Below are 16273 nucleotides of genomic sequence, written 5' to 3'. Positions count from 1 at the left end.
CAAAAAATATAACTACACTGCTTTAACCTAATTCAGTAAACAAAAAAAAGCCAGCCTGAAGCTGACTTAATTTATTATGAGATTTGTAGCCGTCATACCTATAATCGATAAATAGTCGATAAAAATTATCTTAAGCGCGGCGCCATGTTGTGCCAGCACGGCTGTCTTCTAACTCAATGCCAGCAGCTTTTAGTTGCTCACGTATTTCATCAGCACGGGCAAAGTTTTTATTGGCTTTCGCATCTCCACGTTCAATGATTAAATTATCAATAACGGCATCCGTCAGACCGTCTTCTGTTTGCTCACCCACTACTGCTTGCAAAAACTGCTGCACTGGCTGCTGTAAAATGTTTAATACCTGCGCTAATGCTTTTAGCTGCTGTGCCAATTGCCATGCGGTATCGACGTCTTCTGCTTTAATCGCTTTATTGATATCACGAGCCAATCCAAATAGTACGCTGATAGCCGTCGAGCTATTGAAGTCATCATTCATTGCTTTAATGAAGTCTTGTCCAGCTGTACTGTTGTAAGCTTCAACCACTAAGTCTTCATCAATTACGATTGACTGTCCTTTTTGCTGCTCAGCCAATTTCAACGCATTGTATAATCTACTTAAGCTATTATGCGCTTCATCTAACGCACTGTCAGAGAAATTGACTTGACTGCGATAATGGCTCGACAATAAGAAGAAACGCACTGTCTCAGGCAAATACTTTGCCATGACATCGCGAATGGTAAAAAAGTTACCCAATGACTTAGACATTTTTTCGCCATCGACATTGATAAAACCAACATGCATCCAGTTGCGTGCATACTCACAACCAGTCGCCGCTTCAGACTGCGCGATTTCGTTTTCATGATGCGGGAACTGTAAGTCATGACCACCGCCATGAATATCAAAGGTACTACCTAAGCACTTAGTCGACATCGCTGAGCATTCAATATGCCAACCTGGTCGCCCTTGCCCCCATGGAGATGCCCACTGCGGCTCATCAGGTTTTGCGGCTTTCCATAGTACAAAGTCAAATGGATTGCGCTTATCATTCTCGACCTCAACTCGCGAGCCTGCCTGCATATCGTCTAGATTGCGCTTAGATAGTTTTCCATAACCGTCAAAGCTATCAACAGCATAGTAAACATCACCGTTGTCGCCTGCGTACGCATAGTTGCCAGTGACTAACGTCTCAATCATGTCCTGCATGTCGTCGATATGGTCAGTTGCGCGTGGCTCAGCATTTGGCATCTCGCAACCAAGCGCAGTCGCGTCTTCATGCATCGCTTCAATAAAGCGCTGCGTCAATGTAGCAATCTCTTCACCATTTTCAGCGGCACGAGCAATGATCTTATCATCAATATCAGTGATATTACGTACGTAGTTCACGTCATAACCCAAGCGTGCCAACCAACGATTGGCCATATCAAAGCCGACCATTACTCGCGCATGACCAATATGACAATAGTCATAAACGGTCATGCCGCACACATACATACCAACCTGCCCTGCTTTGAGTGGTACAAATTGACGCTTGCTGCCAGTCAATGAATCATAAATGGCAAGTTGTGACATCGCATCTGCAAGTGGTGTGGTCATAGTAAAAAAGCCTTGTAACGTAAATAAAATAGAGAAATGTGAAATCTCAGCCGCCGTGTATGAATAAACCATACCAATGACTGTGAATATAAATCAAAAAACAGAGAGTTCAGACCAAAAATATCGTGATATAAAACGTAACCCATTATCTTAGCGAAAACGGGCATAAAATACTACAATGAGCGTGCAACTAGCGCTATTCAATCATAAAAAATATTGAGGATGTAAAGATGGGCAATCGTTTGAGCAAAATATATACACGTACTGGAGATGACGGCAGTACTGGTATGGCTGATGGCAGCCGCCTTAGTAAAGCGGACAATCTATTTAGTGTCATGGGTGACGTCGATGAGCTCAACTCACACATTGGCCTAGTACGCGCGCAATTAAAGCATAATGAAGGGCAATCTATAGAGAAAGAGTTTTCTGAAGCCTTGGTCATCATTCAGCACTTGTTATTCAATATAGGCGGCGAGCTTGCCATGCCAGAGTATGAAGGGGTCAATACCACTCATATTGAATGGTTGGAGCAGCAAATAGATATGATGAACACGGCATTGCCGCCGCTAAAAGACTTTATTTTGCCGACAGGTTCTATACTAGTGAGTCAATTACACGTAGCCCGTAGTGTGTGTCGCCGTGCTGAACGCCAAGCCGTGATATTGCAGCAGCAGCGTCCACAAGCGATTCGTCATACAGCAGTGAGCTTTATTAATCGCTTATCTGATTGGTTGTTTGTCGCTGCGCGCTTCTGTACGGATCCAGCAAAAGTCTCTGAGGTATTGTGGGACAGTCAAGCTTTAAAAACGTTCACTGACAATCAATAATACCGTCGACCCGTATTAATCAGCCTAAACATACAAAAAAAACCTGCAACATTACTGTTGCAGGTTTTTTTATTCAAAGATAGTAGTTAGCTCTACTAGTTAATTGCTATCGCTTATTACAATGACAAATTAATAAGTAGCGCTATCATCTTCAATGATAACCATATCGATAGTTTCATCTTTAGGTACTACTTTTGGTGTGGCAGGCTTGCTAGGCTCAGCTGCTGCTTGGTTATTTTCAGATGAACTGCTCTGACTTTCAGCAGGTTTATTAATAGTTGGCGGCGGCGTAGGTTCAATCGGACGAATCGGCTCAACTGGCGTTACAGTTCTTGGCTGACGGGTTGGTGCTGTTTGAGTATTATCATTGTTCTGTTGTGCTGCGCGGCGCTCAGCAGCACGCTGTTCATCAATTGCAGCCTTAAATACAGAACCTGCCATCACATCTGCCACGACAGTAAGCAAAGCAGGTTGACCCGCAATGCGCGTACGCACTTGACCGCCTTGAGTTCCGACGATGTACGTGAAAGCGTCATCAACAAGCATGTTGTTATTGATGCGAATATTGTCTTGCGCTAAACGCGATTGTAAGCTTGGCTGGTTATTTGCGGCTTGTACCTGACTGGCTTGATACAAATCTTCGCTTGGTAACGTCATGCTAACACTGGCTTGGCAGGTAGTCATACCGTTGTCATTGGCTTGTTGTAAGATAGCAGCGTTTTGGATGTCGATGACAACGCCATCTATTTTTTCGCTGACCACACCATTTGCTAAACTGATTTCAGCATCATTTGCATAGTTGGCAGCCAATGACTGTGCTTGTTGATTGAGCGTGTTTTTTAGAGCTGACTTGAGACGATCTTGTACCATAGGGTCATCACAAGTAACCGCAGGCGAAACGCTATTTTCAGCATCGACAGTCTCTTGTTCTGTTAGCTCTGCCTGCTCAGTAGTATCTTCTTTATCTGAGCGGTCACAGCCTGCAAGCGCCAAACCACATACCAACCCAATCCCAGCAACTTTATGCCACTTGCTCAAACTTATACTTGCTACGCTCATACTAACTCTACTCCCAATTTACAGGTTCTTACCGCCACTAACTGACAATGTTCAATATTTAAATCGCAACGCTGGCTGCTATAGACATGAAAACCACATCATTATACGGTGTTTACATCAAATGGTCATTATTGTAGCCCATGCACATACAAATAGAGTCCCTCATTGTGGAAAAAACCTGCGTTTGGTTGCAAAAACATAACAAACATTGGCAGGTTTAGCCCTAAATGGTCGTATTCAAAAAACTACAGATTGCTTTACAGTTTTCATTAGACGTCATTAATATGACGCTATATTATTGGGCATAAAAAACATCAGTAGATGGTGCATATGATAAATTTTAGAGATACGTTGTTATTAGGACACCGAGGTGCGCGCGGTGAGGCATTAGAAAACACCTTTTCAGGCTTTCAATACTCTCAAAACCTCAAGGCAAAAGGATTAGCAGGCATAGAGTTTGATATACAGCTAAATGCGGACGGTCACTTAATCGTATTTCATGACGACGATCTAGAGCGGATGTGCGGTCGGCAATCGCGTCTTGATCAGTTAAAACTGACAGAGATTCAATGCCATCTGCAGTTTGGTCAACCTATCATGACGCTCGCAAGCATTGCGCCTGCGCTCAGTGGATTTAATGTTATTGAGCTTGAGATTAAAACGCATAGCCGTACCAATTATGCGATATTGGTTAGAGCGCTTCAGCATGCATTTATTGATACACCTATTGCTAGCTTACCCGTTGTATTGACGAGCTTCGATATAGAGTTACATAACCGTTTACAACGTCACAAATTATTATCTCGTATACCTCGTGGGCTACTTATTCGAACTCCAAAAGCATTAGCAAACGCTACTAATACAGCCTTGCAACTCGGCTGTATTCAGCTGGGTATCTATCATCCTCTTTTAACACAAGCCGTCATCAAACATAGTCACCGTTATGGATTACCAGTAAGTGCTTGGACGGTTAATGATATTCCTACCATTGAGCGCCTTATAAAATGGGAAACCGACGTTATCATTACAGATTTTCCAAGTCATCTACTGTTGCCTTGAGCCATCTATCCGTACTTTTTTGATATTTAATCGTTTTTTCGATGACTCTACTCTTTCCTACATATTTATTCTCTTTGTTACACTTTTCCTTCATGCCTGATAAGTCACTCGTATTTTTGACTGATACATTCTATAATTCATACAAGTTATTGTTATTTAGCAATATTTTTATAGTGTATAAGTGTTCACTTTATACGCTTTTTAAGGTACTATGGAGACTTAAATTAATACCGTTAGGGATATTATATGATTGCAAAAAAAGCACTTGGCTTACCGCTTAAAGGCTTACGTTTCGCTATCAAATCTGGTGATACAATCGTGAAGACTGCCAGCACTCAAGTAACGCGTTTTAAAACTCGTTTTGATGAGAAAAAAGCGCAAATGGCTCTTGATGAGCAGCCTGTTGCAAAACGCAATTATGCTAAAGCTTCTGAGCAAGCAGATCTTTCGACGAAAGAGCAAAGCATTGATATGCGTGAGTTTGAGTTTACCAAAGCACCGATTAACTGGATTCCAGCGACTATTTTGGTAGCGACGCCAATTGCTGCTGCTATCATTACACCATGGTACTTATTCACTCATGAAGTAAGCGCACCTGTCTGGGGCGTATTTGGTGCCTTTATGGTATGGACTGGTATGAGCATTACAGCAGGCTATCATCGCTTGCTTGCACACCGTGCGTACAAAGCTCATCCAATTGTAAGAAATTTTTTGTTGTTAGGTTCTACTTTAGCGGTCCAGGGCTCTGCGTTTGACTGGGTTTCAGGCCACCGTGTCCATCATCGTCATGTAGATGATCGTTTAGATGATCCGTATTCAGCGAAACGCGGATTTTGGTTCAGTCATATTGGTTGGATGCTACGTAACTACCCTAGCGGCAAGTTCGACTACAAAAATATCCCCGACTTGACTAAAGATAGAGTCTTACAGATTCAGCATAAGTACTATGGCCTGTGGGTCGTTGCTATGAACGTTGGTATGGTTGCCGCTATTGGTTGGTTGCTTGGTGATGTCTGGGGCACCTTAGTCATTGCAGGCTTATTGCGCCTAGTATTGACGCATCATTTCACATTCTTTATCAATTCATTATGCCATATGCTTGGTACTCGCCCTTATACTGATACCAATACGGCCCGTGACAACTTCTTCTTGGCTATCTTTACATGGGGTGAGGGTTATCATAACTACCATCACTTCTTCCAATACGATTATCGTAACGGTGTAAAATGGTGGCAATATGATCCAACCAAATGGTTAATTGCTGGTCTATCAAAGATTGGTCTGGCTTCTGAGCTGCGTACAGTGGATGATACAACTATCAAACATGCAGAAGTACAAATGCAGTTTAAGAAAGCTCAGCAGCAAATCGATACAGCAACAGTAGGTGGTATCGATATCCCTCATGCAATGAAGAGCTTCCAAGACCGTATTAAGTTCGAATATGATGCCTTTACACAAACTGTTGAAGAATGGCAGGCGCTTAAAGCTAAAACTATCGAGCTTAAAAAGACAGAATTTGCCGATCGTTTGCATGAAGCAGATGACAAGCTAAAGCACGACTATGCCAAGATTGAGCAAAAAATTCTTGAGCACAACAGCAACTTAAAGACTGCTTTCCGTTCTATTGGTGCAAGTGAAAAAGCAGCTTAATCAGTCTTTGATTTACTTTATAATTTTGAAGCTTCTCCATCCCCTTATCTGTCCTAGATAGGGGGGTTTTTTTGCTCATAATTTACCATTTGTGTCATTACGCCGACTTCTAATGATTTTATTATTATAGTAAATGATTAAATATATAGGACAATGCGTTGTCATCTCTAATCTAAGAACGGTGGCAATCTGGTCCTTCAAATTCGACCTATCAGAGACCGATAACTCCATTTTTGGCCAGATATTACAAGAGATGGACAGAGTGCAACGATGCCATATGAGAGCTGTGCTATAGTGACATTCTCACTTTTATATTTTAATGGAAACGGCCTGTATGCGTTATCAGAACACTTATGTCAACCTAGACACGCGCCTTTATCATGAGCAGCCACCTGTGCCACTGGACAACCCTCGTGCTGGTCACTTCAATACTAAAGTTGCTCAGCAATTAAATTGGGCAAATGATGATGAGTTGATGGCTAATTGGGTTGAGATATTAGGTGGTCAATACGTGCCAGCTGACTTTAAACCACTATCAATGGCCTATGCTGGTCACCAATTTGGACAATGGGCTGGACAATTAGGCGACGGTCGCGGTCTACTGATGGCACAAGTACTCGACAACGATGGACAGCCACAGGACTTGCATCTCAAAGGCGCTGGCTTGACGCCCTACTCACGCATGGGTGATGGGCGCGCAGTCTTACGTAGTACCATTCGCGAGTACCTGTGCGGTCATGCATTGACCCAGCTTGGCATCCCCTCGTCTAACGCTTTAGGGTTTGTAGTATCTGATACGAGAGTGCGCCGTGAGCGTATCGAAGCAGGTGCAGCGTTGATGCGTGTGGCGGACAGTCACATTCGTCTCGGTCATGTGGAGTGGATTGCTAGCTTTGCACCTGATTTACTCAGTGAATTTACCGATTATATGATTGATACCTATTACCCAGAGTGTCGCGATAATGAGCAATCTGTAGCAGCGTTTTTGACTGCTGTGGTTGAGCGTACCGCGCGAATGATTGCTGATTGGCAATTGATTGGCTTTGCCCATGGTGTGATGAATACAGACAATCTATCTATCACAGGCAGTACTTTGGATTTCGGTCCGTTTGGCTTTATGGAGCGATTCAATCCTGCATGGATTAATAATCACTCTGACCACACTGGTCGCTATGCCTATCAAAACCAGCCTGCTATTGGACATTGGAATCTAAATGTTTGGCTACCACACTTTATGCGCCTGGAAGGCGTTACTCGTGAGACGCTCGCTGACTGCCTAGCGCCTTATGAAGCAACCTTCATGCAGTACTATCAACAAGGTCTGTGCCGTAAGCTTGGCCTACTGCATCAAAAAGAGAGCCTCAGCTTAGCCTTTGAATGGTTGACGCTATTAGAAGATAACTTGCTCGATTATACCAATAGCTTCCGCGCCCTACTCGGTTTAGTCGCACAAGCAGATCATCCTTATGAGCAAAAGCTACTGACTACCATGACCACTGAGTTAAACAGTGATGCACAGCAAGTATGGCAAGACTGGTCAACACGTTATCTTGCCAGCACCGAGCAACTGCCCCTTAAGCAAGTAATCAATGATATGAAGACCAATAATCCTGTCTATGTCCTACGCAATAGTATGGCGCAACGTGCAATTACTGCCGCAGAGCAAGGTCAGTTTGAAGAAGTTGATCGAGTGTTTCGCTTATTAGCCAATCCTTATAACGTACAAGATATTGCAGTCGACTTAGATACTAATGCGCCTGCAGCTGATACACCGCAGATGCCTATTAGCTGCTCGTCTTAGCCCCTTTCAACTCTGTAATATTTTGAAACATTATGAAATTAAGGTTGATATCTAACCGCATTATTTGGCATTATCAACGAGATAAATAACGAATATCATTTTATTATATTATTCGCACAATTCTCTGTTGTTGACTAGGCAGTGAATTATCAATAGTGCTAGAATGAATATTTTAGCCAGTTTGCTTTTTTGACTTGATCTTCGATCGCCGACCATGATTCTGGTGGTCGTGAGTCGTTTAACGTCTTTGTACCTTTTAATTATTATCATTCCATGATTTTTAGAGGGTTAGACGTTATTTTTTATCACCATTTAATTTATTCCAATTTATTCCAACCATGGCAATTATTATGAATGACGATACCACTTCGAATACGGATAACCTTAGTACAGAAAAAGAGCAGTTTGAACAAGCCGCCTTACATTACCATGAGTTTCCACGCCCAGGTAAAATTTCAGTAACCCCTACTAAGCAGCTAGCCAACCAACGCGATTTAGCACTTGCATACTCTCCAGGCGTTGCTGTACCTTGTCTTGAGATCCAAAAGGATCCCAAGCTTGCTTCTAAGTACACGGCACGTAATAACTTAGTTGGTGTGATCACTAACGGTACGGCGGTACTGGGTCTAGGTAATATCGGTCCATTGGCGTCAAAACCAGTTATGGAAGGAAAAGGCGTACTATTCAAGAAGTTTGCAGGTATCGACGTTTTTGATATTGAAATTGCTCAAAATGATCCAGACAAGTTTATCGAAGCGGTTGCTTCACTTGAGCCCACCTTTGGTGGTATCAACTTAGAAGATATCAAAGCACCAGAATGTTTTAAAATCGAGCGTGAACTGCGTGAGCGTATGAACATTCCAGTATTCCATGATGATCAACATGGTACGTCAATCATCGTTGCCGCAGCGATGCTAAACGCTTTGTTGATTACTGGCAAAAAAATCGAAGAGATTAAAATTGTTTGTTCAGGTGCAGGTGCAGCAGCTATTTCTTGCTTAGATATTATTTGCGCACTTGGTGTTAATAAGAACAACATCATTGTTTCGGACTCACGCGGTATCATCAGTACTAGCCGTGAAAACCTTGATGAAACCAAACAACGTTATGCTCGTGATACCACGGCTACTTCTATCGAAGAAGTGATGGACGATGTTGATATGTTCCTAGGCTTATCAATGCCAGGTACGCTATCAGAAGATATGGTTCGCCGTATGGCAAAAGACCCTATCGTCTTTGCACTTGCTAACCCAACACCTGAAATCATGCCAGAGTTGGCACATGCGGTACGTCCAGACGTTATTATGGCAACCGGTCGTTCAGACTATCCAAACCAAGTAAACAACGCGCTATGCTTCCCGTATATTTTCCGCGGTGCATTAGACGTTGGTGCGACTACTGTCAACGAAGAAATGAAAGTCGCTTGCGTAAAAGCAATCGCTGCGATGGCACACGTTGAAGCCACGCCAACGACCAGCGCTAGAAACATTGAAAAGATGCAAAGTTTTGGGCGTGACTACCTAATCCCAGGCCCTCTAGAGCCAAACCTAATTATTGAAATTGCATCTGCTGTCGCCAAAGCAGCAATGGATTCAGGCGTTGCTACTCTGCCTATCGATGACATGCAAGTATATCGTCAGCGTCTATCAGAGTTTGTTTACAACTCAGCGTTTGTCATGAAGCCAATCTTTGCTCGTGCAAAATCTGCTCCAAAACGTATTGTTTACTGTGAAGGTGAAGACAACAATATCCTACTTGCTGTGCAAGTGGTTGTTGATGAGAAGCTGGCAGACCCTATTCTGGTTGGTCGTCCTTCGGTCATTGCAGCGAATATCGAAAAACTAGGCTTGCGTCTCAAAGATGGCGAGAATATTACCATTGTCAACGTTGATGATGATCCACGCTACAAAGACTACTGGCAGGGCTACTACGAGAAAAATAAACGCCGCGGTGTGAGTATTGAGCTTGCGCGTCGTGATGTGCGCCGTAAGACGACTTTGATTGGTTCTTTACTGGTCGAAAACGGTGCGGCTGATGGTATGGTATGTGGTACATTTGGTCATTATCAATTGCACTTAAAATATGTTGAAAGTGTCATTGGTAAAAAAGAAGATATGAACGATTTTTATGCGATGAATGCTGTACTCATGCAAGATCGTAATATTTTCATTGCGGATACTTATATCCACGAAGATCCAACTGCTGAACAATTGGCTGAAATGACAGTCTTAGCAGCTGAGCAATTACGTCGCTTTGGCATTACTCCACGTGTCGCGCTAGTGTCTCATTCTAACTTTGGTGCTTCAGATCGCGTTAGCGCTGTCAAAATGCGCAAGGTATATCAGCTACTAACAGATATGAATGTCGACTTTGAGTTCGATGGTGAGATACAAGGTGATGCCGCGCTAAATGAGAGTATTCGTCTCAATCATATGCCATCAAGCCCACTAAAAGGTGCAGCAAACCTGCTCATCCTACCAACACTCGATGCTTCAAACATCGCCTTCAACTTGCTTAAAACAGCTACTAGCAGTGCTTCTATTGGACCTATCTTATTAGGTACTAACAAGCCGGTACATATTTTGACGCCATCAGCGACAGCACGTGGTATCGTCAATATGACCGCTCTGGCCGTCACTGAAGCTCAAGACCTAGAAAACGAAAAATAGTCATATATCATACATAGTGTGACTGCACGATTAAGAAGGGCTCTGTCATCCATTGACAGAGCCCTTCTGCTATACTAAAACCAGTCAATGCAACTTATAAAGCATTGGCTGTTTTTTTGACTCATAAAAATTGAGCTGATGATATAAAACTAAATAATAAGAGGCTTCTATGCAAATTTATCTTGTGGGCGGTGCTGTACGCGATCGACTACTCAAGCGTCCTATTAAGGACAAGGACTTCGTCGTCGTTGGTGCTACGGTTGCAGAGATGATTGATGCAGGGTTTCAACAAGTTGGGGCAGACTTCCCTGTGTTTTTGCATCCGACCAGTCATGAAGAGTATGCATTAGCACGTACAGAGCGCAAGCAAGGCTCAGGCTACAAAGGTTTTAGCGTACATGCCAGTCCTGATGTTAGTCTAAAGGATGATTTGCGCCGTCGTGATTTAACGATCAATGCGATGGCAATTGAAGTTACCAGCTTAACCGATGACACTCCCATTAACGGACAAGTCATCGACTATTATGGCGGACTACAAGACTTAAAAAGCAAGACGTTGCGTCATGTGTCCACTGCTTTCAGCGAAGACCCATTACGTGTACTTCGAACAGTACGCTTCTATAGCCGTTACTACGACTTGGGCTTTACCATTGCGAATGACACTTTGGTGTTAATGCGTCAGCTAGTCGATTCAGAAGAGCTTTCTCATTTGAGTGCAGAGCGTATCTGGCAAGAATCAAGCCGTGCAACTCTGCAACTATCACCGCAAGTCTATTGGCAAAAACTATTTGAAATTGGTGCACTGACAGAGTATTTCGCGCCCTTGCATCATGCTTGGAATGATGTTCATATAAGGGAAACGGTGCAGACAGCGTTATATTTTACAGGTCAGATGCAGCTGAGTTTATCGCAGCGTTGGGCACTACTAATGACTAGCTTAATCCCATCATTATTTAATAGCGAAAACTTTGAGTCTACTTTTAACCTATCAACTGCTATAAAAAGTATTAATACTATCGGTAATAAAGCCAAAGTCCCGAAAACACATACGCAGTTCGCGACTTTATTCGTTCAACAGGCTGAAAAATTAAGCGCAATAAATAGTATAAGTGCAGCTGAAAAAATCGATCTAATCCAAACCTGCGGTGCGCATAAGGAACCTGATAAGCTCTCTCAATTACTGGTATGCAGTCATGTCTTACAACTGGCCACACAGCATCGTCAAATGATGCTCGCACTCAATAGCTTCCACGCTATCGGTATGTCCGATATTGATCCAGACCTCAAAGGTCCAGCCATTGGTGCCGCCTTACGCCAAAGTAGGATTGAACACTTGCAAGCGCAACAATGATATAGACAAGCACCCTAGAGAAAAAAGTAGTATTGCGATGAACCAAAAAACTAATGTCTGCCACGCAGAAAACACAAGTAACCAAACGCCCGTGATGCTGGTCACAGGTAGTGCTAGGCGCATTGGGGCGGCTATTGTTAAAGCGGCTCATAGTCAAGGTTACCGCGTTATCATCCATTGTCACCGTAGTGAACAAGATTCGGATAACTTAGCTAATCAGTTAAACGACATCCGTGCTAATAGTGCAAAAGTTATCGTGGCTGACTTAACGATAGTCAACGATGAGACGGCTTTAGACAGCCTTGTTAAAAATATCATAGAGTCATTTGGACAGCTTGATGTGCTGGTGCATAATGCCTCGCGGTTTTACCCTAGCCCGCTCGGTAGTATCGATCGCGCACAGTGGGATGAGTTATTTTTAACCAATGCCAAAGCCCCTTTATTACTAAGCCAAGCGTTACTGCCATATCTTAAGCAGCGACAAGGCTGTATTGTCAGTTTATTGGACATACATGCTCATGATAGGCCGTTTAGCAATTATACTGTCTATAACATGGCAAAGGCTGCTCATCGAATGATGGTGCAGTCGCTAGCGCTAGAGATGGCGCCAGAAGTGCGTGTCAACGGGGTTGCACCTGGGGTCAATATTTTACCTGACCCTACTAGCGACCAAGCTATTGATAACGAGCAACAACAAAATATCATCGATGCCATACCCATGCGGCGCATAGGCCAACCTGACGAAATTGCTCATAGTGTGCTATATCTTGTGCAGGCAAATTATGTCACTGGCGAGATCATTACAATCGATGGAGGCCGTAGTCTGACCTTAGCTGGTAGTCAGTTTTGATAAAAAATAGCATGTCAGTAAAAATATCTTTATTACTACTCATTTTCTACTTGAAAAATTAAAAAAATCAGGTATCATTGTGCGTCTAACGTTAGGGCCCATAGCTCAGTTGGTTAGAGCAGAGGACTCATAATCCTTTGGTCGTAGGTTCAAGTCCTACTGGGCCCACCAAATTCAAACCCTCACAGGTATTAACTTGTGAGAGTTTTTTGTTGTCTAAATTTCATATAAGTGTACTGAGACGATTAATTTCTTGATACTATCTTGATACTTTGACCCTTATAGTAATTAAAGTATGATAACTACTAACACTATGGTTATGTACTGCTAAAGGTACTGATATCTATATGAATGTTGTATTAACTGGATTTGCTCTACAGGTCATAATATTATTAATATTGAAGTATAAACATCCTACTTATAACGATAACGTGCTGAACGAGCATGCGCATCTAAATCTTCACGTGTTGCCAAAATGTCAGCAGCCTCAGCTAGCGGTTTGCTACCGCTTTCACTACAATAGATTAATGATGACTTCTTCTGGAAGTCATAAACACCTAACGGGGATGAGAATCTTGCCGTTCCTGATGTTGGTAACACATGATTAGGCCCTGCACAGTAGTCTCCGATAGCTTCAGGTGTATGACGACCCATAAAGATAGCACCTGCATGACGAACGTCATTAAGTAGCGCATCTGGATTGTTGACAGATAACTCTAAATGCTCAGGGGCAACACGATTTATAACGGCCATACCCTCACTACGATTTTTCACTAGCACTAATGCACCACGGTGTTGTAGAGATTCTCTGGCGATATCAGCTTTTGGCAGATCATTCAACGCCCTCTCAATCTCAATCGCCACCTCCTCAAGCTGTTTAGGACAGGTTGTCACAAAAATAGCTTGAGCCACACGATCATGTTCCGCTTGAGACAATAAGTCCATCGCTAACCAATCAGCACGGTCATCCGCTTCACCTTCCGCATAAACAAGCACCTCTGACGGCCCTGCAATCATATCAATGCCCACTTGACCAAAAACCGCACGTTTTGCAGCGGCCACGAACTTATTACCAGGACCGGTAATTTTATCCACTTGTGGAATAGTCTTTGTACCATAAGCTAATGCTGCAACTGCCTGCGCCCCGCCTACCGTGAATACTCGATCAACTTCTGCTAAGTGCGCAGCTGCTAAGACCAGTTGATTGAGCACACCTTTAGGTGCTGGCACGACCATAATCACTTCTTTAACCCCAGCAACTTTAGCAGGAATGGCATTCATCAAAACTGATGAGGGATAAGATGCTAGGCCACCTGGTACATAGATACCAACTCGATCAAGCGGTGTGACCTTTTGTCCTAGTCGATTGCCCAGCTCATCCTCATACTGCCACGTTTCTTGTACTTGATTTTGATGAAAGTCTTTTACTCTTATGGTCGCAGTGGTCAGTGCAGTCTTTGCTTCATCATCTAATGTGTCAAACGCTTCGGCCAAAGACGCTTTAGACAGCTCAAGCTCATTCATCGATTTGGCTGGATGTTGATCGAACTTTTGAGTTAATGCCAGTACCACACTATCACCATCAAGTCTGACTTGAGCAATGATGTCATCTACTGTCTTTAGTAAGTCGGCATCATTGACGGTTTCAAAAGCAAGCAAGGTAGAAAGTTGCTGCTCAAAATCTGTGTCTTGGGTACTTAACTGCCGCATAATGCTAATCCTTAATGTTTATAGTTTACTGGGTAATACAACCTTAGCTCTAAAAATCAAACCAGGCTGCTAGATTCTCTTTGCTGTCCACGTCTACTTAAATCACTGTGAGCGTAAAAGATGTAGTAACTTTTGACCTACTCTAACGAATCAATCATCAGACAACGAAAAGCCGTATTAGCAAATGCGAATACGACCTTTCTATTAACTCAAAGTAAAACTAACACTAAAGCATCAGCTTCACTTTTGGATAAACCATATTAGCAGGAGATAAGACAAAGTCTAAAGTCTCTTTATTCATTAGCTTTTCACCTAAAACAATGTCGTAAACACTGCCGCCCGTTTCTTGCGCTTTTTTAGCCACATAAGACGAAGACTCATAACCTAAATGCGGGTTTAGTGCGGTGACCAAGCCTATATTATTAAATACCTCAACACGGCAAGCCTCATTATTCATCATAAGGCCATCGATACAACGAGTTGCGAAAACCTCACAAACATTTGACAGCATGCTCATGCCCGTAAATAAATTGAATGCCATGACGGGTTCAAATACGTTCAACTGTAGCTGACCGCTTTCAGAGGCCATAGCGATAGCATTGTCTACACCCATCACATGAAAGCAAGCTTGGTTGACTACCTCAGGGATTACTGGGTTTACCTTACCTGGCATAATCGAGCTACCAGGCTGCATTTCTGGCAGACGGTATTGAGCCAGACCTGCCCGCGGACCAGACGTCTGTAAGCGCAAATCATTGGCAATTTTCGATAAGCGTGCAGCGAGTAAGCGTAAGTTGCCGGACAACGCCACATAAGGACTCGTGTCTTGCGTGGCTTCAATCAAATCTTCGGCGATATAATAAGGTCTACCTGTAAGCTCTCCTAGTGTTTGTGCACACAGCTCTGAATAGCCAACAGGTGCATTTAATCCCGTACCAATCGCTGTACCACCCATATTAATTTCGTGAAATAACACACGACTAGATTCTATACGATCCATCTCTTTTTTGATCATCGTTGCAAAAGCCTTGAACTCTTGACCAGCAGTCATAGGCACTGCATCTTGTAGGTGTGTCCGACCCATTTTTAACTCATCAGCAAGTTCAATACTTTTACTTATGAAACTGTCGTGTAGTACCTTCATTTTTTGTAACAAGCGCGTACAGTAATCATCCAAAGCGACTTTCATCGCCGTCGGATAGACATCGTTAGTCGATTGTGAAAGATTGACATCATTATTTGGATGGACGTGCTGATAGTCGCCTTTTTGATAGCCTAAGATTTCCAATGCTCTATTGGCGATGACTTCATTAGCATTCATATTGGTTGACGTGCCTGCACCGCCTTGAAACATATCAACGATAAACTGGTTATGATATTTGTTATCAATCACATCATCACAGGCAGCGACGATAGCGTCTTTAATACGTTCATCGAGTACATCAACTTTATTGTTAGCGATTGCCGCCGCCTTTTTTACGGTGGCCAGCGCTCTAATAAACGTGGAAAACTGATGCAAACGCACACCACTAACGGTGAAGTTTTCAAAAGCACGTAAAGTTTGGATGCCATAATAGGCATCAGCTGGCACGTCACGATAGCCAATTAGGTCATGCTCTTGGCGAGTAGCAGTATTCATCGGGTAAAACTCCTTTTTATAGAACCCTGACTAATGATAATGTACTTATGCTGTCATTCGTTTTGAA

The 16273-nt window shown here is 43.0% G+C and carries 11 protein-coding genes and 1 tRNA gene; 8 read left to right on the top strand and 4 right to left on the bottom strand.

Going from position 1 to position 16273, the window contains the following annotated elements:
* Window positions 1–130: 130 nt before the first annotated feature.
* Window positions 131–1591 (bottom strand): cysteine--tRNA ligase, encoded by a 1461-nt coding sequence (cysS, locus tag ACT3QR_RS08265; protein WP_444520871.1) that lies wholly within the window; start codon window positions 1589–1591, stop codon window positions 131–133.
* Window positions 1592–1821: 230 nt separating this feature from the next.
* On the opposite strand from cysS, the gene ACT3QR_RS08260 reads away from it, so the two are divergent.
* Window positions 1822–2418 (top strand): cob(I)yrinic acid a,c-diamide adenosyltransferase, encoded by a 597-nt coding sequence (locus ACT3QR_RS08260; RefSeq protein ID WP_444520870.1) that lies wholly within the window; start codon window positions 1822–1824, stop codon window positions 2416–2418.
* 129 nt (window positions 2419–2547) lie between these two features.
* Here ACT3QR_RS08260 and ACT3QR_RS08255 read toward each other — a convergent pair whose 3' ends face one another.
* Window positions 2548–3477: a hypothetical protein gene (locus ACT3QR_RS08255; RefSeq protein WP_444520869.1), complete on the bottom strand. Its 930-nt coding sequence runs from the start codon at window positions 3475–3477 to the stop codon at window positions 2548–2550.
* 330 nt (window positions 3478–3807) lie between these two features.
* Between ACT3QR_RS08255 and ACT3QR_RS08250 the strand changes: the two genes are divergently transcribed.
* The 7 genes from ACT3QR_RS08250 (at window position 3808) to ACT3QR_RS08220 (ending at window position 13028) form a co-directional block, all read left to right on the top strand.
* The gene (locus ACT3QR_RS08250; RefSeq protein WP_444520868.1) at window positions 3808–4536 is read left to right on the top strand and encodes a glycerophosphodiester phosphodiesterase; all 729 of its coding nucleotides are present in this window, start codon (window positions 3808–3810) and stop codon (window positions 4534–4536) included.
* Between the two features lie 471 nt (window positions 4537–5007).
* Window positions 5008–6186: an acyl-CoA desaturase gene (locus tag ACT3QR_RS08245; RefSeq protein ID WP_444520951.1), complete on the top strand. Its 1179-nt coding sequence runs from the start codon at window positions 5008–5010 to the stop codon at window positions 6184–6186.
* A 334-nt stretch (window positions 6187–6520) separates the two neighbouring features.
* Window positions 6521–7987, top strand: coding sequence for a protein adenylyltransferase SelO (locus tag ACT3QR_RS08240; protein ID WP_444520867.1), 1467 nt, complete (start codon window positions 6521–6523; stop codon window positions 7985–7987).
* Window positions 7988–8337: 350 nt separating this feature from the next.
* A complete protein-coding gene (locus ACT3QR_RS08235; RefSeq protein WP_444520866.1) occupies window positions 8338–10656 on the top strand; it encodes an NADP-dependent malic enzyme in 2319 nt (772 codons plus the stop codon).
* A 169-nt stretch (window positions 10657–10825) separates the two neighbouring features.
* The gene (locus tag ACT3QR_RS08230; protein WP_444520865.1) at window positions 10826–12007 is read left to right on the top strand and encodes a tRNA nucleotidyltransferase; all 1182 of its coding nucleotides are present in this window, start codon (window positions 10826–10828) and stop codon (window positions 12005–12007) included.
* Between the two features lie 37 nt (window positions 12008–12044).
* Window positions 12045–12857 carry a pteridine reductase gene (locus ACT3QR_RS08225; RefSeq protein ID WP_444520864.1) on the top strand — a complete coding sequence of 271 codons (813 nt, stop codon included), beginning with the start codon at window positions 12045–12047 and terminating at the stop codon, window positions 12855–12857.
* 94 nt (window positions 12858–12951) lie between these two features.
* A tRNA-Ile gene (locus ACT3QR_RS08220) sits at window positions 12952–13028 on the top strand.
* A 243-nt stretch (window positions 13029–13271) separates the two neighbouring features.
* On the opposite strand, the gene hisD is transcribed toward ACT3QR_RS08220, so the two are convergent.
* Both hisD and ACT3QR_RS08210 read right to left on the bottom strand, forming a co-directional pair.
* Window positions 13272–14567, bottom strand: a complete 1296-nt coding sequence (hisD, locus tag ACT3QR_RS08215; protein ID WP_444520863.1) for a histidinol dehydrogenase — start codon at window positions 14565–14567, stop codon at window positions 13272–13274.
* 226 nt (window positions 14568–14793) lie between these two features.
* The gene (locus ACT3QR_RS08210; RefSeq protein WP_444520862.1) at window positions 14794–16206 is read right to left on the bottom strand and encodes an aspartate ammonia-lyase; all 1413 of its coding nucleotides are present in this window, start codon (window positions 16204–16206) and stop codon (window positions 14794–14796) included.
* Between the last annotated feature and the right edge of the window lie 67 nt (window positions 16207–16273).

It is taken from the genome of Psychrobacter sp. AOP7-B1-25 (genome assembly GCF_052376195.1).
Classification (GTDB): domain Bacteria; phylum Pseudomonadota; class Gammaproteobacteria; order Pseudomonadales; family Moraxellaceae; genus Psychrobacter.
The sequence above is the reverse complement of the archived record's forward strand: the minus strand, read 5'-3'. Positions and strand labels throughout refer to the sequence as shown.